Origin of the sequence: Rhodanobacter sp. MP7CTX1 (genome assembly GCF_014205795.1) — a bacterium.
Taxonomy (GTDB): Bacteria; Pseudomonadota; Gammaproteobacteria; order Xanthomonadales; family Rhodanobacteraceae; genus Rhodanobacter.
This window is the reverse complement of record NZ_JACHCN010000002.1, coordinates 362,007-380,121: the sequence shown is the minus strand read 5'-3', so window position 1 is coordinate 380,121 and position 18,115 is coordinate 362,007. Positions and strand designations below refer to the sequence as shown.

Genomic DNA, 18,115 nt, shown 5'->3' with positions numbered 1-18,115 from the left:
GCGTTCCGATCTGCGTCGTAAAGGTGATTTGTTTAGTGATGTTGACATCAAGTTCTCGTTTGCTAACCCACTGGCTCCGTTTTCTCTGGGTCGTGCTGCGGCCGATTCTCGTGGTAACGTATTCTGGTTGCCTGGCCTCATGCCTCTGGCCTGGTGCCACGTTCCCTCTGCGATCACCATGCATGACCTCATCCATCGCATGCATTGTGGCCCTGACCGCCGGGCTTATAATGACCACTTCATAAAGCGTTTAGCGCGACGCTCCTTCGTCGTTCTCACTAATCGGATTATTCCGGCCGATAGATCATTGAGTCGCTAGACAAAGGCTCCTCGGATATTCGAGTGGTCCGTAATGATGTTTCGAGCGCTTTCAGTTCGTCAGGTCCGATTCTCGAAATTGGCTCACCCTATATCCTATGCGTAGGTAACTACCGTGCGCATAAGAACATAGACGTATGCTAACTGGGTTTGCCAACGCTGGGCATGGTAAGGATGCTCTTCCCGTATGTGCGGGGCCGCCGGCTGAGTCGGTTCCAGCTATGGCAGTTACGCTTGGTATTTCCCAGTAGCTACGATTTCTTGATGGGGTTAGCGAAGAGCGATTGGCGGCAGCCTGTCGCGGGGCCAGAGGCGTTGTTCAAGTCTCGCTCTAACAGGGATTTGGTCTGGCTGTTATCGAGGCAATGGCTTGCGGAACCACGGCGTCTGCTCATGAACGACCTCTTTGCAGAGGTGGGTGGGCAGGTTTCGGCGCTAGTTGGTCTGCTTACTATCGATGCAATCGCCTGCGCGATGAGGAGTTTACGAGACTGTGAGGTGAGGTGGCGGCAGCGCGAAAAGTGTCAGCGTGTGTCGGGTCACATGTGCAGGCACGACGCGTGATCCTGGCAGCGGGGAATGTGTCGCGCAGTTTCATGGCGGCTGAGCAGCTGCTGGAGTTGATCGAGAAGCAGTCCGGCAGTTGCCTGGCCGACGACGACACCGTGTATACGGTCGTAGCTGACCGGGATATCGGAGCGCCCCTTGTCCAGAAGGGACTTTCTTCGGTCGTGCGCGAATGCTCTGGTGCTGATGTGCCAGCAGCATTTGCGCACAGGATGCGCTCCTACAGGGTTTGATAAGGCGTTGCGCTTCTCTGGAGGAGTCCGCTAGGCGGCGTCGCCTTGGTCGAATGACCTGCAGATTCCGATAGCGGCTACGCCGATGCAGGCGCCCAGTGACATTCCCAAGATAAACATAAGCATCGCTGCATCCCCCTATGGATGCCGTTCTGCAGGACGGTTGGAAGCTGGATTTTCGGCTCATGGAAATAATACAGATGGCCACCACGTCACAGTTTATGATGTTGCTGTGCCGCGGGAGGGCGCGCCCGTGGGTCGCATCTGATTGAGACGCGGAGGAGCGTAGTGCATCCACAAGGGACTTCCCTCGGTCGTGCGCGAATGCTCCTGGCACCGATCGCGGTCAGAGCATTCGCGCACAGAGCCTGCCTCGGACTCGATCCGGTCCGGGGGCGCTCCTTCAGGTTTGATGCGCGATGTTGGGTCGGGTTAGGTGTCCATATCCATGGTTCGAGGGAATCACATGCAGGTGTTGGTTTGCGGCGGTGCCGGTTATATCGGCAGCCACATGGCGAAGTGGCTGGCGGCACGCGATGTCGCGGTCACCGTGCTGGACAATCTTTCTACCGGGCATCGCGAGGCGGTGCAGTGGGGCGAGTTGGTGCAGGCGGACCTGCTGGATCCGGCATCGCTCGATCGCGCGTTTGCCGGGCGCCGATTCGATGCGGTGATGCATTTCTGCGCTCGCTCGCTGGTGGGGGAGTCGATGACCCAGCCGTATGCGTATTACGCCAACAATGTCAGCGGCACCTTGAATTTGCTGCAGGCGATGCAGCAGCACGGGGTGGGCCGTCTGGTGTTCTCATCCACGGCGGCGGTGTTTGGCCAGCCGACCCGTGATCGCATCGACGAGGATCATCCCAGGGCGCCGATCAACCCGTATGGCGCCAGCAAACTGATGGTGGAGCGCATGCTGACCGATGCGTATGCAGCCTATGGGCTGCGCTCGGTGGCCTTGCGCTATTTCAATGCGGCGGGCGCCAGCCCGGATGGCGATATCGGTGAGGCGCATACGCCGGAGACGCACCTGATTCCCAACGTGCTGCGTGCGGCGCTGGGTACGGGGCCGGCGCTCAAGGTGTTTGGTGACGACTACCCCACGGCGGACGGCACCTGTGTGCGCGACTATGTGCATGTGGACGATCTGGCGCAGGCGCACCTGTTGTCACTGGCGTACATGGATCAGCACGCAGGGGCGCATGTGTTCAACCTGGGTAATGGCCGCGGCTTCTCGGTACGCGAGGTGATTGGCGCGGCAGAGCAGGTCAGTGGCAAGGTCGTTGCGCATGAGATCGCGCCACGGCGTGCGGGCGATCCGGCGGTGCTGGTCGCGTCCAGTGAAAGGGTGCGTACCGAGTTGGGCTGGCAGCCGAAGTACACAGCATTGGCGCCGATCATCGAGAGCGCATGGCGATGGCATTGCAAACCGAGCTTCTGATGCACTGGCTGGATGGTGAAGGCCGCGGCGCGACGGGCTTGGGGTGGTGATGCTGCTCGATCGTCAGACATGGATACATATCACCGCTCTTGGCGACAGCGCGGTGACGCTGCCGTGCATCGGCTTGATCACGCTGTGGCTGCTGCTGGCAGCGCCAACGCGGGGACTGGTCTGGCGCTGGTTGCTGCTGGTTGTCGGCGTGATGGGATTGGTGGCGGTCAGCAAGCTGGCTTTCATGGTGTGGGGAGTGACCTTGCCCGGGCTGGAATTCACTGGCCTCAGCGGACATTCCGCGCTGGCGGCTGTGGTGTGGCCCGCCATGGGTGGACTACTGGTCGGGCGAGGCGGTACGACTTGGCGAATGTCGGGTGTGCTGCTGGGATTGCTTTTGGCGGTAGTGATCGCGTGGTCGCGCGTGGTGTTGCATGCGCATTCGGTGTCCGAGATCGTGCTCGGCTCGGCAGTGGGTACGGTCTTCTCACTGGTGTTTCTGGGGCTGCATTGGCGAGCCTGGCGTTTGCCGTGGCCGTCGTATATGGCGCTATTGCCCCTGCTGCTGGTGTTGCCGTTCGTGTATGGGCGACACTTCCCGTCGCAAGACATGCTGGTGACGATAGCCCGGCACCTGTCTGATGGGCCGCTGCACACACGCCAGGAACTGCATTGGCCCTGATCGCGGCCGGTGGCCGCAGCATCACAGAGTCAGGGAGCCGCCGTTTGCGGAGCATGTCGAAGAGCCCACGGCTCTGTAGGAGCGCACCCTGTGCGCTCCCGCAAGATGGAGTCAGCGGTTGATCAGTGACGAGACTTCGGCGGTCCGTTCCAGCATCAAAGCGCCATCGGCGCGTGATTCCACGTTGAGACGCAACAAAGGTTCGGTGTTGGAACTGCGCAGGTTGAAGCGCCAGTCGCCGAAGTCGGCACTGACGCCGTCGGTGTGATCGAGCGCTGGCGACTGTGCGGCAAAATGCGCCATCACGCGCTCGGTGGCGGCGCGTGCATCGGCTACCTTGAAATTGATCTCGCCACTGCAAGGGAAAGCTTGCATCCGGTCTTCCACCATCTCCGCTAGCGAGAGCCCGCTGGCCGAGATCAGGTCGGCGATCAGCAGCCAGGGGATCATCCCCGAATCGCAATAGGCGAAGTCGCGGAAATAATGGTGCGCGCTCATCTCGCCGCCGTAGATCGCGTTTTCAGCACGCATGCGTTCCTTGATGAAGGCGTGCCCGGTCTTGCTCATGACGGGGATGCCACCGGCCTCGCTTACCATCTCAACAGTGTTCCAGAGCAGGCGCGGGTCGTGGATGATCTTGCCGCCCGGATGGCGTGCCAGCAGCGCCTTGGCCAGCAGGCCCACGAGGTAGTAACCCTCGATGAAGCGGCCGTCGGCGTCGAAGAAAAAGCAGCGATCGAAATCGCCATCCCAGGCCACGCCGAAGTCGGCGCCGTGCGCGCGCACGGCATCGGCGGTGGCAGCACGGCACTCGGGCAGCAACGGATTGGGAATGCCGTTGGGAAAATGGCCGTCAGGCTGGTGCTGGATGCGGATGAACTGGAATGGCAGCTGCGGGGCCAGCTGGTCGATCACCAGGCCGGCGCCGCCGTTGCCAGCATTGACCACGATCTTGAGCGGCTTCAGTCGATCGCGATCGACGTAGCCAAGCAGGTGCGCGATGTAGGCGGACTTGTCCGTCATTGTGCGTGGCAAGGCACTGGATGTCGGGATGGGTGCAGCATGGCTTGCAGCGAAATCACGTATCGCAAACAGCCCGCTGTCGCCGCTGATCGGGCGCGCGCCTTCACGCACCAGTTTCATACCGTTGTAGTCCATCGGATTGTGGCTGGCCGTGACCATGACGCCACCCGCCGCGCCGAGGTGGGCCGTCTGGAAATAGACCTCCTCGGTGCCCCCCAGGCCGATGTCGATCACCTCGCGCCCGGCGCTGTGGAAGCCCTCGGTTAATGCATTCTGCAGCGCCAGACTGGTCAGCCGCACATCGCGGCCCAGAACTACGGGACCGGGTTCCAGTTGATATGACATGGCGAGGCCGATCTTGTGGGCCAGCGCTTCGTCGAGCTCATCGGGGACGCGCCCACGAATGTCATAGGCCTTGAAGCAGGGGAGCGAGGTCATCCGTGGTTCCTGACGATTGCAGTGAGCCGGACATGATAGCGGGCCGCATCGCTTCCTTGCCGCGTTCTGCCACGGTGGCTCTTGCAGCCATCCTTTTGAACACGTCGGCAGTCAGCAGGCTCTGCACGTCGAACACGGGACAGTTTTCACAACCGAGGCTGCGAATGTCCTCCTCGCCGCGGTCGAGAAAAGTCCGAGGTTTCGCGGCCGGCAGCATGGCTTCACAGCCAGCGGCAGGCCGACATAGCCGAGCCCGACGATCGCGATTTTCGTGGAGGAGAATGTGGGGTTCTGCATGGGGCGGTCCGGAGGCTTGCTGCCGCGAATGGACCAGGCAACCGTCTAATGGTCCGCGCGAATTATGTATTGGATCAGCGGAACATCAGGTTGATCGCGATCAGGGTGACCACGAGCACGATCAGGGTCAGCGGCAGGCCGACGCGCAGGAAATCCTTGCCGCGATAGCCACCGGGGCCGGTGACCATCATCAGCGCCGGGTGACCGGAGCTGAGCAGGAAGGTGTTGGACGAAGACACGGCTACGATCAGCGCATAAGCCGATGGGTTGCCTCCCGTGGCAACCGCCACGCTGATCGCGATCGGCACCATCATCACGGTGGCGCCGACGTTGGACATCACTTGCGAGAACAGCAGCGTGAGTATCGCCAGCGAGGCTTGCAGCACCCAGTGCGAGCTACTGCCCATGTGTTGGAGTACCTGTTGGGCGATCCACGCGGCGGTGCCGGTGGCATCCATCGACCAGCCCAGCGGAATCAGGCAGGCGGTGACGAAGATCGTCTTCCAGTTGATCGCCCGGTAAGCCTCGTCCATGTTCAGCACGCCAGTCAGCAGCATGCCGATCGCGCCGGTCATCATCGCTACGGACAGGTCGAGATGAGTAAACAGCGCCAGGCATTTTGCCAGCACGAAGAAGCCCACCGCTTGCCAGATCTTGCCCGGGCGTTGTTCCTGTTTGGGAATATCGGTGACGACAACCAGGTCCTTGTCTTCCGCCGCCAGTGACAGATCGCGCCAGTTGCTGTGCAGCACCATCGTGTCGCCGGCGCGCAGGGTGACCGCGCGCACGTCGTCGCGAAACACCTGCTCGCCGCGGGTGATCGCCAGCACCGAGATGCCAAAACGCTTGCGCAGGCGCAGGTCGCCCACGGTCTGCTTGATGAAACGCGAGACCGGCGGAATCACCACTTCGGAAATGCCGGCGCGAGTTGGATTGAACAATTCGCCGAGCTGGCGCATGTGGGTCGACAGCCGGCACAACTGATTGTTCGCGAACCGGCTCAGTTGCTCGCGCGGACCCAGCACGCCCAGCACGGATCCGACCCAGATGACGTGATCGGCCGGCGGAGCCATGCGCGCTTCGTTGCCGCTCTTGATCGCCAGGATCAGTGGCGCGTCGTACAACTGTTCCACTTCGCCGATGCTCATGCCGACCAGTGGGCTTTCCGCGGTGACGGTGAGTTCGGCGGTTTCGCCGCCAATGCCGTAGGTCTCGGCGAAGTAACTCTCGGTGCGGCCGGGGGTGACTTTCAGCCGTTCGTCCTCGTGCCCCGGCAATAGCTTGCGGCCGAAGAAATAGAAATACAGCACGCCGACCAGCGACAGCGCCAGGCCCACCGGGGTCACGCTGAACAGGCCGAACTTCGGGATCGTGTGCGCACCTGGCAGCAGGTTGGCGTTCGCGCTGGCGATCAGGTCGTTCAGCACGATCAGCGGCGAGTTCGCGATCAGCGTGGTGTTGGTCGCAGTGAGGATGCAGAACGCCATCGGCAGCAGCAATCGCGAAATCGGCACGCCGGTGCGCGCGGACAAGCGGCTGCTGACCGGGATCATCAGCGCCGCCAGTGCCTGGCTGGGAATCACCGCGCTGAACAGGCTGGCGACCAGATTGATCACCAGGCCAAGGCGCGACTCCACGCCACGCGCCATGCGCATCACGAAACGTGCGGTGAGGTTGAGGACACCGGCGCGGTCCAGCCCCTCGCCCATGATCATGATCGCGATGATCGCGATCACCGCGTTGCCGGCGAAGCCGTTGAATACGCGATCGGATGGAATCAGCCCGGTCAGGCCGATCGCCACCACCACCAGCAACGCCACCATGTCGGCACGGATCCACTCCAGCACCAGCATCAGCATGGTGAAGCCCACCAGCCCGAGTACCATGATCATTTCGGGGGTGAGCGAGAGTCCCACTAGCGCGCGTCCCGGAAGGGCGGCTGGCAACGGTAGATACGGCGGGGCAGTGGAAGCTTCACGCTGCGTCGATTCGTCCCTGGGTGGATCACCCAAGTATAAGCGGGCGAGCAGCGCTGCTGGTGAATCGGAGCAGCATGGGATTGCGCGCGCCGCACGCAAGGAGCGCCGGGTTTCGGGAGCTGCTCAGGATTTGCGGTAGAGCAGATCCCAGACACCGTGGCCGAGTTTCAGGCCGCGCCGTTCAAAGTGGGTTTCGATGCGCCATTCGGGCTTCTCGGCGTACTGGCCGGAACCGAGTTGATTGCGCCAGCCGGGCGCCGCCTCCATGACCTCGAGCATGTGCTCGGCGTAGGCCTGCCAGTCGGTGGCCAGATGCAGCAGGCCGTTCGGTGCCATGCGCGAGGCGAGCAAGGCAACGAACTCGGGCTGGATCAGTCGGCGCTTGTTGTGGCGTTTCTTGTGCCAGGGATCGGGGAACCAGATGCGCGCCTCGGCCAGCGTGCCGGGCGCGATCTCGTGCTGCAGCACCTCCACGGCATCGTGCCGGTACAGCCGCACATTGTTCGCCTCGCGCGCGGCCAGCGCGTTCATCAGTCGGCCGACGCCGGGGCCGTGCACCTCGACACCGATGAAGTCGCGTGCCTGATCATGCTCACTGGCCCAGGCGAGGGCTTCACCGTTGCCGAAACCGATCTCCAGCACCAGCGGCGCCTGGCGGCCGAAGCTCGTGGTGAAGTCATGCGCGGAGCCGTCGCCGCGATAGTCGATGCCGTAGCGCGCCCAGTGTTCATCGAACGCACGCTGCTGCGCGGGTGTCATGCGCCCTTCGCGCAGCACGAAGCTGCGGATGCGGCGCATGTATTCCGGAGCGCTGGTGTGGCCGTCGTGCTCGTTGTCGGGTGTGTCGGTCATGGAAATCCTGGAGCTTCGGGCTCCATGTCTTGCTTGGTTTTGCTCCTCCCTCTTCTTCCGGGCAAGCAGGGGGGGAGTAGCGAGCAAGCCATCGTGCCGTCAACCGTGATGAAGTGCCGGCGTGTTGGTTTTGCTTTGCTCTTTCCGCGAGCAGGAGAGTACGAAGTGACTCAGCCGATGGTGCCGTCAATCGGTGATGAAGCGGAGGCATAGCGCTTGCGCGGAATCCGGCCGGCACGGAACGCGGCGCGTCCGGCCTGGATCGCCAGTTTCATCGCATGCGCCATAAGCACCGGATCTTTCGCGCCAGCAATCGCTGTATTCATCAGCACGCCGTCGCAGCCCAGTTCCATGGCGATCGCTGCATCGGAGGCCGTGCCGACGCCAGCGTCGACGATGATCGGCACCTTCGCGTTCTCGATGATCTCAAGCAGGTTGTAACGATTCTGGATGCCGAGACCGGAGCCAATCGGCGCGGCCAGCGGCATCACGGCGACGCAGCCGATGTCTTCGAGGCGCTTGGCCAGGATCGGGTCATCGCTGGTGTAGACCATCACATCGAAACCGTCGGCAACCAGAATTTCGGCGGCCTTGAGCGTTTCCACCACGTCGGGAAACAGCGTGCGCTGGTCACCCAGCACCTCGAGTTTTACCAGCTTGTGGCCGTCGAGCAGTTCGCGCGCCAGCTTGCAGGTGCGCACCGCATCGGCCGCGTTGTAGCAACCGGCGGTGTTCGGCAACAGGGTGAATTCCTGCGGCGGCAGCGCATCGAGCAGGCTGGGCTGGCCGGCGTCCTGGCCGACGTTCACGCGACGGATCGCCACCGTGACGATCTCTGCACCGGCTGCCTGCGAGGCACGGCGGGTTTCGTCGAAATCCTTGTACTTGCCCGTGCCTGTGAGCAGGCGGGAACCGTAGCTCTTGCCGGCAATGATCAGTGGATCGGCGGAATCGTAGGTCTTGATATTCATGTTGTGGTTTGCCAATTCGAGCAATGCGACGCGGCTGATCAGCCGCCGCCGATCGCGTGGACGATTTCGATCTGATCGCCATCGACGAGGGTGCGGGTGGCGTGCTGGCTGCGCGGGACGATCTCCCGGTTTACTTCCACTGCAACACGCCGTCCGGCGTAGCCGGCTTCGTCGAGCAGCTGGGCGACCGTGGTATGCGGGTTGCAGTCCAGTGGACTGCCGTTGAGCGTGATAGGCATCCACGCATTCTAGCCGGATTGCGTCGCGCGCTCCGACGGGTGGCGTCGCAACGGTTTTCCTCGGTCAGGTGGTTTTTGATTGCCTGGGGAGACCGAATCCATCCGTTTCCCTGCAGCGAGCAGGGCTGGTTTCCGTCGGGTGCTTCAATCTCGGAGCTCGATGATTCTGCGCCGGTGAGTTGGCACTCCGCCGGATTGAAAGGCTTCGGGTCCGTTCGGTCCGGGCCAGCTGGCCGTTCAGGGTAAGAAAGTCGAAGTCGTCGCGACCGGCAAGGCGAGTGCTGCTGCGGCCCGAGCTGGAATTCGGACGCGGCCGCAGGCCTCCCTGGACAGCCTTCGGGGCGCTCGACAGTTCCCACCGCGCGAGTCCCGGGTTACCATCCGCCGGCCAAGCGGGTGTAGCTCAATGGTAGAGCTGTAGCTTCCCAAGCTACTGACGAGGGTTCGATTCCCTTCACCCGCTCCACTCCCTCGATCCCCACCGAGCAATTTCGAATTCCCATGGCGGATCTGATCAAAGTGGACCTGATCAAGGCGGATCTGGTCAACGCTAGTCTGATCACGTTGGGCTGGCGTGAACGGCTCTCATTGCCGCAGCTCGGCATCAGCATGCTCAAGGCCAAACTGGATACCGGCGCGCGCAGCAGTTCGCTGCATGTCGACACGCTCGAAAGTTTTCAGCGGGACGGTATCACCTGGCTGCGCTTCACCATGCATACCAGTCGGCGTCAGCCGGCGGACGTATGTTGCGAAGTGCCCGCGCTGGATCGGCGCACGGTGACGGATACCGGAGGCCGGCGCACCGAGCGCTGGTTTATCCGTAGTGAGCTGGAACTGGCCGGACAGTGTTTCAGCGTCGACATCAATTTGACTGATCGTCGGCATATGCTGTTTCCACTATTGCTTGGCCGCAGCGCCCTGAACGGCCGCTTTTCGGTTGACCCCTCACTTTCCTATACCCAGTCGCGGCCGCACCTGATGGCCACCGACCATTGATGATGGCCCCCGTATGAAAATTGCGATCCTGTCGCGCAATACGCGTCTGTATTCCACCAAGCGGCTGGTCGATGCGGGTCGCGAACGTGGTCACGTGGTACGCGTGCTCGATCCCTTGCGCTGCTATGTGCGCATCGCGCCGGGCGCCGTGGCGATCCGTTACAAGGGTAAGGAAGTGCGTGACATCGATTGCGTGATACCGCGCATCGGCACCTCCAGCACGTTCTACGGCACTGCTGTGCTGCGCCAGCTGGAAATGATGGGCGTGTACACCCCCAATCCGTCGGACGCCGTATTGCGGGCGCGCGACAAACTGCGCTGTCTGCAGATTCTCGCTGCGCAGGGGATCGATATGCCGGTCACGGTGTTTGGCGACAACCCGGATGACACGGCCGACGTGCTGGCCTTGCTCGGTGACCCGCCGCATGTGATCAAACTCAACGAAGGCAGCCAGGGCACCGGCGTGGTGCTGGCGGAGAAACGCAGCGCATCGCAAAGCGTGATCGAGGCGTTCCGTGGGTTGTACGCGAACTTCCTGGTGCAGGAGTTCATCGCCGAGGCGAAGGGAAGCGACCTGCGCTGCTTCGTGGTCGGCAAGAAAGTGGTGGCCGCGATGCAACGCGACGCCAGCCCGGGCGAATTCCGCGCCAATTTGCACCGCGGTGGTACCGCCGTGGCGGCGACGTTGAGCGCGGAAGAAAAGCGCATTGCCGTGCGCGCGGCCGGTGCGCTTGGACTGGGCATCGCCGGCGTCGATCTGTTGCGCTCCAATCGCGGACCGTTGCTGCTCGAAGTGAATGCTTCGCCCGGCCTGGAAGGTATCGAAGAGGCCACCGGTATCGATGTGGCCGGCGCCATCATTGATCTGTTGCAGACCCAGGCGAGCGAGTCGCCGGTGGGCGTGCGGCCGCGTCGCGCCGCCCTACGAAAGGCGTAGTACGAATGCGATCCTGACCCATTGTGACGATCAACGTCTGGTGTGCGAGCACGATGCGCCACCGGGGTCACACATTCCCCGCGCGACGTGCCACACCTACGGCGAAATTCAGCGGAAGCAGCGCGAAACCCAGCGCCACATGCAAACGTTTCAACAAATGCCCCAGTTCAAGAGCGACGGTTGAGCACGGCTTGCCACCTGATGGTCGGCGAGGCGGGTTCCAACGTATAGGGGGTGAGATGACAAGCCGCCCATGGGGTTCGTTGCAGTCCGTCGGGGAGCAGCGGGGGAGGCTGCGTCAATGCGGTAGGGGGCGCTGGCATGGCGTTGGCAACGCCGTATATGCTGCTGATGCGTTGTTGCCCTGGCTGATCGCCCGGAGCCCGTCTGGCTACGAAGAAGATAGTACGAACATCTTCGTTGACAGCGTCGCGGCGACTGTTTTACGATCGGGCGCAGGTAGATCAAGCGTCCGGTTCCCCGCGTCGGGGTGCGGCTTGGTCGGGGGTAGTTGAGCATGAAATTGAAGACTTGGCTGGTGGGCGTAGCCGTGGGTGCCGCGGTGTTGCAGGTGGGGATTGTTCAGGCGAAGACTGACGTGGTCGTCAAGGCGGAAAACAAGGACGACTTTACGGCGGTGGTCGCCGCCATACATCAGCAGATGCAGCCCGGCGGCCATTATGAGTTCACCAGCAAAAAGGACCGGGCAGCCGTCGACACGCAATTCGGCGAGATGCAGTCATTGTTCGACAAGTACGGCACCGTCGATCAGATGGATCAGGCCTCGAAGGTTCAGCTGTTCAATGATCAGCAGGCCGTCAACGCGATCCTGACCCACAATAGTAGCGATCGCCTGGTATGCGAGCACATCGCGCCGCTCGGATCGAACATTCCCAAGACCGTCTGCAAGACGTACGGTGAAATTCAGCGGGAGCAGCGGGATAGCCAGCACTACATGCAGAACTTCCAACAGGTGCCTCAATTCAAGAGCGGCGGTTGAGCGGCATTTGCAAGTGATGGCCGACGAAGCAGGCTCTGCCCTCTTTAACCAAGTGGGAGTGACATGAAAGCACAAGCGTCTGGTGTACCTAGGCCTACCGAAGCGGAGCTTGAGATCCTGCACATACTGTGGGCGCGAGATGCCTGTACGGTGCGGGAAGTGCACGATGTGCTGTCGGTCGATGAGACCAGCGGTTACACCACGGCGCTGAAGTTGTTGCAGGTGATGCATGCCAAGGGACTGGTCGAACGCGATGACACGCAGCGCGCCCATGTATACCGTGCGACGGTCAGCAAAGAGCGGACCCAGAAGCGGTTCCTGCTGGACATCGTGCAGCGTGTGTTCGAAGGTTCGTCTTCGCAGCTGGTGCTGCATGCGCTGGGCAGCCAGCGTGCCAGCCGCGAAGAGTTACGCGCGATCCGCAGCCTGTTGAACAAACTCGACAAGGACGCGCCGTGATGGACGCACTGCCGTTGATCCTTGCCAGCGCACACCTGATCGGCTGGACACTCGTGCATTTTGTCTGGCAGGGCGTCCTGCTGGGTCTGGTGTATGCGGCGGTGCGGGCCGTGTTGCCGCGCGGCGAGGCGCGCTATCGGTTCGGCATGGCCATGCTGATAGCGCTCGCCTTGTGTCCCTTGCTGACGGTGTGGCGAATGCTGGAAGCGCCTTCGTCGGTGCTCCGGACAGCTGGCGCGATGGTGAGCTCGACCGCCATCGGCGACGGCGCGACGGGCAGTGCATGGACATGGGATAGCGGGCTCGATGCCGCCTTGCCCTGGATTGTGCTCGCGTGGTCTTTGGGCGTGCTGGTGCTGTCGTTGCGTGCGTGGCAGCAATGGCGCGGACTGAAGGCGCTGGTGAAGATGGCCGAGCAGTTGCCTATGTGGCAGTTGCGGGTCAACGATATGGCGGAACGGTTCGGTCTGCGTCGACGTGTGACGGTGCTGTGCAGCAAGGTCATCGCAACGCCAGCCCTGGTGGGCTGGATGCGGCCGGTGATCCTGTTGCCGATGGCGGTGGCGTGCAGTTTTCCGGTGGCGCAGGTCGAGTTGATCCTTGCTCACGAGTTGGCGCATTTGCGTCGATGGGATCCACTCGCCAATCTATTTCAGGTCGCGCTCGAAACCGTGTATTTCTATCATCCCGTGGTGCACTGGATTTCGCGCGACGTGCGCAACGAACGCGAAATCTGCAGCGATGAGCTGGCCATTTCAATCAGCGGTGGCGACCGGCACGAGTTTGTGGCGGCATTGGCCGAGCTGGGTGAATTGCGTGAGCGACATGGCTCGCTGCTGCTTGCCGCCAGTGGCGGCGTCTTGCTCGATCGTGTGCAGCATATGGTGGTGCCGATGCAGGAAGCTACCCGCGCACGCACGCCAGCCCGTTTTGTCGCGGTGCTGCTCGGAGCAGTCCTGGTGTCACTGACGCTGCGGCTTGAGTGGAAGCAGGACCAGCTGCAGCGCAACCTGACCGATTCCATCATGCAACTGCAGTCGATGATCGCGCCGTCATGGTTGCCGTTGGCCCAGTTGCACGTGGCGTGGCATCTGTCTGATCTGGCGCCGAGCCATGCCGTGCTGGCGCGACCGCTGGTGGACACCCCGCCCGTGGTCGCCGCGCCAAGTCCGCTCGCATCACCAAGTGCCACGACGCTCGCGATACTGCCGCATCCAGCGCCGTTGCTGGTTTCCGACTTGCTGCCAGCCCATGGCGTGTCACTTGCGCGCCTTGCCGAACCGGTAGCTCCGCTCGCTTCGTCCGTGCCGTCGATGCCGATGCCCGTACGCATGCGCCAGCCGGTCTATCCGCAGAATGCGCTGGCGCGAGGCATCGAAGGGCAGGTTGTGGTCGAGTTCGGTCTGGCTATCGATGGCAGCCTGCGGGATTTGCGCGTGATCAGCGCGCAGCCTGCGGACGTGTTCGATCAGGCGGCCATACAGGCGATGCGTGGCTGGAAATATGCGTTGCCGACGGATGTGCTCACACAGCGGCGATACCGCCAGACCCTGGTGTTCACATTGAATGCGGCGAAGAGCGGTACCCCATCAAGCACCCAGGCTGGCGACGAGGTTCAGGCGCGCGTCGGCTGCCGGGTCGCTACCGGGACGTTGATTTGTCGCCTTCCTGGCGATACCGATTCGCATGCGGCCGGAGCGGATGAGCAGTAGTGAGTTGCGGCGCATAAGGTTGAGGCATGCTGCTGATCACGGGAGCTTGCTTAACGGTGGCACGGGTATCGGTTAACCACACCGTAACCCGGGACACCCTATAAAGCATGCACTGTCTGTCTGCCTGACACTCCAGCCGCCTAGGTTCGAGCGACGGTAGATGATGGTATCGGGGCTGTAGCTTGGGTCCAGGTGTGGCGACGGCGAGTCGCGCATCTGGGCCTTTTTCTTGCCTGCGTGATTGTTGTGTTCAGTTTCGCGCGGCGATCGGGCGCGCTTCCCCCCAACAAGCTTGTTAAGCTTGTTAAGCTTGTAACCCCAGCCGTTCCATGTCCGGCTGCGCAGGAGTGACACATGCGCGTTCTGGTAATCGAAGACAACAGCGATATCGCGACCAACATCGGCGATTATCTGGAAGACCGCGGCAACGTGGTCGATTTTGCGGGCGATGGCGTCACCGGCCTGCATCTGGCGGTGGTGCATGATTTCGACGTGATTGTGCTGGACCTCACCCTGCCCGGCATGGACGGTCTGGAAGTGGCGCGCAAGTTGCGTCACGAGGCGCACAAGCAGACGCCGATTCTGATGCTCACCGCGCGCGATGCGCTGGAGCAGAAGTTGACCGGTTTCGAATCCGGCGCCGACGACTACATGACCAAGCCGTTCGCGCTGCAGGAACTCGCCGCGCGGCTGGAAGTGCTGGCACGCCGTGGCAAGGGTCCGCAGAGCCGCGTGCTGAAAGTGGCCGATCTCACGTTCAACCTCGACACGCTGACCGTGAATCGCGAGGGCAAGTCGATCCAGTTGAATCCGATCGGACTGAAATTGCTCCAGGCGCTAATGGAAGCGAGCCCGTCGGTAGTCACCCGTCAGGATCTGGAACAACGTGTATGGGGCGAAGAGCTGCCGGACAGCGATTCGCTGCGCGTGCACATCCACGGTTTGCGTGCGGCAATCGACAAGCCGTTCGAGAAGCCGCTGATCCACACGCGGCACGGCATTGGCTATCGGATGGTCGAGCCGGATGCAGTCCAGGCGTAAGCTTCGCTTTCGATTGATCGTCTCCTTCGCGCTGTTCGGCTTTGGCCTCAGCGCGTTGTTTGCTGTGGCCGCGCTTTATGAGCGTGCCAAGGTTGAAGATCAACTGGTGGTGTCCTCATTGCAGCAGGATGCGGACAGCTACGTTCAGCAAATGCACGAATCGCCGGGTCAGCCGTTCTATTCCAAGCTGATGACGGGTTGGGGCTGGAGCGATCGCACGATCTACAAGGCACCTCTTTCCTGGCAGGAATTGCCCGTCGGCGTGCATGACCTCTATGAGGCTGATGACGGCGGACAGAAGCACTACAAGCTCGCCGTCAGCCGCAAGTACGGCCTGATCGCGTTCGTCAAATACGACGTCAGCCGGGATGACCTCGGTAAGCAGCAGTTGCTGATCAGTGTGATTGGCGCCGTGTTCCTGTTTGGACTGCTCTCGTTGGCGCTTGGAGTCTGGCTTTCACGCAAGGTGCTCAAGCCAGTCAGTGATCTGGCCAACCGTCTGCGCGACTTTCGCAAGAACGGCAAGGCCGAGCCGCTGGCGCCGCATTTCGCTGACGATGAAGTGGGCGAGCTGGCCCATGCGCTGGACGAATATTCGGAGCGGCTTACCGAAATGGTCGAGCGCGATCGCGAATTCAATTCCGACGTCAGCCACGAATTGCGCACGCCGTTGGCGGTGATCGCCAGCACCACGGAATTGCTGCAGGGTTCGCCCGACCTGACGGAAAAACTGAGCGAGCGCCTGAAACGCATCGAGCGCGCTTCGCGCCAGGCGACCGAACTGATCGAAGCCTTGTTGCTGCTGTCGCGTGCCGAGCGACGCGGGCCGACGCGTGGCGAAACCACCGAGGTCGGCAAGGTCGCCGCCGACGTGATCGAAAGCCAGCGCCCGCAGATGCGCGGCAAGCCGCTGACCATCGACCTGGTCGTCAACGAGGCGGTCAACGTCAACGCCCCGGCTTCAGTATTGTCGGTGGCACTGACCAACCTGATCGGCAACGCGATCAAGTACACGCTCGAAGGCAGTGTGCTGGTCGAAGTAGGGCAGGGTCGCATCGAAGTGATCGACACCGGCCCTGGCATCAAGCCGGAAGATGCCGAGCGATTGTTCCAGCGTGGCGTGCGCGGTGAAGGTGCTGGCGGCAGCGGCGCGGGCCTGGGCCTGGCGATCGTGCGCCGGCTATGCGAGCTCTATGGCTGGGACGTGTCGATGCGTCCGCGCGCCGATGCCAACGGCGCGATCGCGAGCATCGTGTTTAGTTAAGCAGGGGCGAGGGACGAGTAGCGGGGGCGATTGCGACAAGCCTTCTGTGCGGCCGAACACGGCGCTCTCGCTACCAGCTACTCGTCCCCCGTCCCTCGCGAATCAGACCGTTTCGAGCCAGCCCCACTGATCGTTGGTCTTGCCGGTGAACAGGCCGAAGAACAACTCCTGCAGGCGGCGGGTGACCTGGCCGGCCTTGCCTGCGCCGACCTGTTTGCCGTCGACCGAACGGATCGGCGTGATTTCGGCGGCCGTACCGCACATCAGCAGCTCGTCGGCGAGGTACAGGTATTCGCGGGGAATATCGCGTTCGACCACTTCGATGCCATCTTCGCGGGCCAGCGTCTTCAACGTATCGCGCGTGATGCCGGCGAGGATCGAGGCACTGGCGGGGGTGGTATGCAATACGCCGTCGAACACCAGGAACAGGTTCTCGCCCGCGCCTTCGCTGAGCAGGCCGGTGGAGGCCAGCGCGATGCCTTCGCCGAAGCCGAGTCGGCGCGCTTCACGCGCGATCAGCTGGCCGGACAAGTAGTTGCCGCCGGCCTTGGCGCCTGCCGGAATCGTGTTCGGCGCGAACCGCTGCCAGCTGGAGACACACGCGTCGATGCCGTTTTCCAGTGCCTCGGCACCGAGGTACGGCCCCATCGGCCATGCGGCCACCGCGATATCGATCGGCGTTTCGGCGGACAGGCCGAAACCACCCAGTCCGCGATACGCGACCGGGCGCAGGTACGCTGCACCGAGGCCGTTCTTCTTGATCACCGCGCGGCAGGCCGCGGCGAGCTCATCGGCGGAATACGGCAGCACCATGTCGTAGATTTTCGCCGACTGATACAGCCGATGCAGGTGGTCGGTAAGCCGAAAAATGGCCGCACCGTCGGGTGTGGCATAGCTGCGGATACCTTCGAACACCGACGAGCCGTAATGCAGCGCATGCGACATGACATGGGTGGTCGCTTCCTGCCAAGGCTTGATGCTGCCGTTCTGCCAGATCCACTCGGGGTATTGCTGCGCCATGACGGTTCTCCAATGGGGACCGCTCATGATAGCTGTTAGGGCGTCGTGTGGCTGGCGTGACGTCGTCAGTCGGTATTGCGCAACCACAGGCAACCGGCATGCCGCACGATGCCGAAACGCAGCTCATGTGGGCTGCCGCTGCCGTCAGTGCCGGCCGTATGCAGCACCAGCTGATCGCTGGCTGGCGGCGAGGCGGGTGGTGTAGTTGGGGCGTAGGGATCGGCGCTGCTGCTATCCGCCGCTGGCGGCGAATCGCGCGAGGGGCTGAGATCCAGCAACGGCCGTTGCATCAGTGCGCTCAGCGAGCGGATATCGGCGACGGCGGCGCCGTGCCCATAGCCGTTCCACAGCATCAGGCCGGCCAGCCGGTTGGCGTCGTGGTTGGCAAACGCGTCGATCACGCTTTGCCGCAATGCGTCTATCGTCGCCGCGCACAGGGTCGTCGGCGGTGGTTCGAGCGGGTGGCTGCTCTCACTCGGCTTGGCCGCGGGATCGACCGAGGTGGCCTGAAGTGCGGTGCAGGGCTGGTCGGTGAATACCGGACTGCCATTGGCGCCGACACAATGCTGGATCGGGTTCTGCGCCACGGCAGGCGCAGCCCAGATGAGCAGAGTGAACCACAGCAGGGCAGATAGCAGGCGCATCACACCAGCAT

18 protein-coding genes and 1 tRNA gene are annotated in these 18,115 nt (G+C 62.5%); 11 read left to right on the top strand and 8 right to left on the bottom strand.

Going from position 1 to position 18,115, the window contains the following annotated elements:
• Positions 1-878: 878 nt before the first annotated feature.
• From HDE77_RS04260 to HDE77_RS04250, 3 genes are all read left to right on the top strand, one after another.
• Complete coding sequence (locus tag HDE77_RS04260; protein ID WP_184415911.1) at positions 879-1,118, top strand: hypothetical protein; 240 nt, start codon at positions 879-881, stop codon at positions 1,116-1,118.
• Between the two features lie 466 nt (positions 1,119-1,584).
• A complete protein-coding gene (gene galE / locus HDE77_RS04255) occupies positions 1,585-2,559 on the top strand; it encodes a UDP-glucose 4-epimerase GalE (protein WP_184415910.1) in 975 nt (324 codons plus the stop codon).
• A gap of 49 nt (positions 2,560-2,608) precedes the next feature.
• Positions 2,609-3,232 carry a phosphatase PAP2 family protein gene (locus HDE77_RS04250; protein ID WP_184415909.1) on the top strand — a complete coding sequence of 208 codons (624 nt, stop codon included), beginning with the start codon at positions 2,609-2,611 and terminating at the stop codon, positions 3,230-3,232.
• Positions 3,233-3,343: 111 nt separating this feature from the next.
• Here HDE77_RS04250 and HDE77_RS04245 read toward each other — a convergent pair whose 3' ends face one another.
• From HDE77_RS04245 to thiS, 6 genes are all read right to left on the bottom strand, one after another.
• On the bottom strand, positions 3,344-4,693 hold the full coding sequence (locus HDE77_RS04245; RefSeq protein ID WP_184415908.1) for a phosphomannomutase: 1,350 nt from the start codon (positions 4,691-4,693) through the stop codon (positions 3,344-3,346).
• The gene (locus tag HDE77_RS04240; protein WP_184415907.1) at positions 4,662-4,910 is read right to left on the bottom strand and encodes a hypothetical protein; all 249 of its coding nucleotides are present in this window, start codon (positions 4,908-4,910) and stop codon (positions 4,662-4,664) included. Before HDE77_RS04240 ends, HDE77_RS04245 begins: the two co-directional genes overlap by 32 nt.
• Before the next feature lie 154 nt (positions 4,911-5,064).
• Positions 5,065-6,882: an SLC13 family permease gene (locus tag HDE77_RS04235; protein ID WP_184415906.1), complete on the bottom strand. Its 1,818-nt coding sequence runs from the start codon at positions 6,880-6,882 to the stop codon at positions 5,065-5,067.
• Positions 6,883-7,092: 210 nt separating this feature from the next.
• The gene (gene trmB, locus HDE77_RS04230) at positions 7,093-7,821 is read right to left on the bottom strand and encodes a tRNA (guanosine(46)-N7)-methyltransferase TrmB (protein WP_184415905.1); all 729 of its coding nucleotides are present in this window, start codon (positions 7,819-7,821) and stop codon (positions 7,093-7,095) included.
• A gap of 170 nt (positions 7,822-7,991) precedes the next feature.
• Positions 7,992-8,792 carry a thiazole synthase gene (locus HDE77_RS04225; RefSeq protein ID WP_184415904.1) on the bottom strand — a complete coding sequence of 267 codons (801 nt, stop codon included), beginning with the start codon at positions 8,790-8,792 and terminating at the stop codon, positions 7,992-7,994.
• Positions 8,793-8,830: 38 nt separating this feature from the next.
• A complete protein-coding gene (gene thiS / locus HDE77_RS04220) occupies positions 8,831-9,031 on the bottom strand; it encodes a sulfur carrier protein ThiS (RefSeq protein ID WP_184415903.1) in 201 nt (66 codons plus the stop codon).
• A 392-nt stretch (positions 9,032-9,423) separates the two neighbouring features.
• Here thiS and HDE77_RS04215 point away from each other — a divergent pair.
• The 8 genes from HDE77_RS04215 to HDE77_RS04180 all read left to right on the top strand — a co-directional run bounded on the left by HDE77_RS04215 (position 9,424) and on the right by HDE77_RS04180 (position 16,440).
• Positions 9,424-9,497: transfer RNA gene (locus HDE77_RS04215), tRNA-Gly, on the top strand.
• 35 nt (positions 9,498-9,532) lie between these two features.
• A complete protein-coding gene (locus HDE77_RS04210) occupies positions 9,533-10,027 on the top strand; it encodes a RimK/LysX family protein (RefSeq protein ID WP_184415902.1) in 495 nt (164 codons plus the stop codon).
• Positions 10,028-10,040: 13 nt separating this feature from the next.
• Positions 10,041-10,964, top strand: coding sequence for a 30S ribosomal protein S6--L-glutamate ligase (gene rimK, locus HDE77_RS04205; protein ID WP_184415901.1), 924 nt, complete (start codon positions 10,041-10,043; stop codon positions 10,962-10,964).
• Positions 10,965-11,481: 517 nt separating this feature from the next.
• The gene (locus HDE77_RS04200; protein WP_184415900.1) at positions 11,482-11,964 is read left to right on the top strand and encodes a hypothetical protein; all 483 of its coding nucleotides are present in this window, start codon (positions 11,482-11,484) and stop codon (positions 11,962-11,964) included.
• Positions 11,965-12,027: 63 nt separating this feature from the next.
• Positions 12,028-12,423: a BlaI/MecI/CopY family transcriptional regulator gene (locus HDE77_RS04195; RefSeq protein WP_184415899.1), complete on the top strand. Its 396-nt coding sequence runs from the start codon at positions 12,028-12,030 to the stop codon at positions 12,421-12,423.
• Positions 12,423-14,135, top strand: a complete 1,713-nt coding sequence (locus HDE77_RS04190) for a TonB family protein (protein ID WP_184415898.1) — start codon at positions 12,423-12,425, stop codon at positions 14,133-14,135. Before HDE77_RS04195 ends, HDE77_RS04190 begins: the two co-directional genes overlap by 1 nt.
• A 354-nt stretch (positions 14,136-14,489) precedes the next feature.
• Complete coding sequence (locus tag HDE77_RS04185) at positions 14,490-15,176, top strand: response regulator transcription factor (protein ID WP_140649363.1); 687 nt, start codon at positions 14,490-14,492, stop codon at positions 15,174-15,176.
• On the top strand, positions 15,160-16,440 hold the full coding sequence (locus HDE77_RS04180; protein ID WP_184415897.1) for a HAMP domain-containing sensor histidine kinase: 1,281 nt from the start codon (positions 15,160-15,162) through the stop codon (positions 16,438-16,440). Before HDE77_RS04185 ends, HDE77_RS04180 begins: the two co-directional genes overlap by 17 nt.
• Before the next feature lie 102 nt (positions 16,441-16,542).
• On the opposite strand, the gene HDE77_RS04175 is transcribed toward HDE77_RS04180, so the two are convergent.
• Complete coding sequence (locus HDE77_RS04175; protein WP_184415896.1) at positions 16,543-17,460, bottom strand: branched-chain amino acid transaminase; 918 nt, start codon at positions 17,458-17,460, stop codon at positions 16,543-16,545.
• A 65-nt stretch (positions 17,461-17,525) separates the two neighbouring features.
• Positions 17,526-18,104 (bottom strand): DUF4124 domain-containing protein, encoded by a 579-nt coding sequence (locus tag HDE77_RS04170; protein WP_184415895.1) that lies wholly within the window; start codon positions 18,102-18,104, stop codon positions 17,526-17,528.
• Between the last annotated feature and the right edge of the window lie 11 nt (positions 18,105-18,115).

Bases quoted from the DNA above. Each gene is read 5' to 3' on its own strand.
- galE (WP_184415910.1), top strand. From the start codon at position 1,585: ATGCAGGTGTTGGTTTGCGGCGGTGCCGGTTATATCGGCAGCCACATG.
- HDE77_RS04250 (WP_184415909.1), top strand. From the start codon at position 2,609: ATGCTGCTCGATCGTCAGACATGGATACATATCACCGCTCTTGGCGAC.
- HDE77_RS04245 (WP_184415908.1), bottom strand. From the start codon at position 4,693: ATGACCTCGCTCCCCTGCTTCAAGGCCTATGACATTCGTGGGCGCGTC.
- HDE77_RS04240 (WP_184415907.1), bottom strand. From the start codon at position 4,910: ATGCTGCCGGCCGCGAAACCTCGGACTTTTCTCGACCGCGGCGAGGAG.
- HDE77_RS04235 (WP_184415906.1), bottom strand. From the start codon at position 6,882: ATGATCATGGTACTCGGGCTGGTGGGCTTCACCATGCTGATGCTGGTG.
- trmB (WP_184415905.1), bottom strand. From the start codon at position 7,821: ATGACCGACACACCCGACAACGAGCACGACGGCCACACCAGCGCTCCG.
- HDE77_RS04225 (WP_184415904.1), bottom strand. From the start codon at position 8,792: ATGAATATCAAGACCTACGATTCCGCCGATCCACTGATCATTGCCGGC.
- thiS (WP_184415903.1), bottom strand. From the start codon at position 9,031: ATGCCTATCACGCTCAACGGCAGTCCACTGGACTGCAACCCGCATACC.
- HDE77_RS04210 (WP_184415902.1), top strand. From the start codon at position 9,533: ATGGCGGATCTGATCAAAGTGGACCTGATCAAGGCGGATCTGGTCAAC.
- rimK (WP_184415901.1), top strand. From the start codon at position 10,041: ATGAAAATTGCGATCCTGTCGCGCAATACGCGTCTGTATTCCACCAAG.
- HDE77_RS04200 (WP_184415900.1), top strand. From the start codon at position 11,482: ATGAAATTGAAGACTTGGCTGGTGGGCGTAGCCGTGGGTGCCGCGGTG.
- HDE77_RS04195 (WP_184415899.1), top strand. From the start codon at position 12,028: ATGAAAGCACAAGCGTCTGGTGTACCTAGGCCTACCGAAGCGGAGCTT.
- HDE77_RS04190 (WP_184415898.1), top strand. From the start codon at position 12,423: ATGGACGCACTGCCGTTGATCCTTGCCAGCGCACACCTGATCGGCTGG.
- HDE77_RS04185 (WP_140649363.1), top strand. From the start codon at position 14,490: ATGCGCGTTCTGGTAATCGAAGACAACAGCGATATCGCGACCAACATC.
- HDE77_RS04180 (WP_184415897.1), top strand. From the start codon at position 15,160: ATGCAGTCCAGGCGTAAGCTTCGCTTTCGATTGATCGTCTCCTTCGCG.
- HDE77_RS04175 (WP_184415896.1), bottom strand. From the start codon at position 17,460: ATGGCGCAGCAATACCCCGAGTGGATCTGGCAGAACGGCAGCATCAAG.
- HDE77_RS04170 (WP_184415895.1), bottom strand. From the start codon at position 18,104: ATGCGCCTGCTATCTGCCCTGCTGTGGTTCACTCTGCTCATCTGGGCT.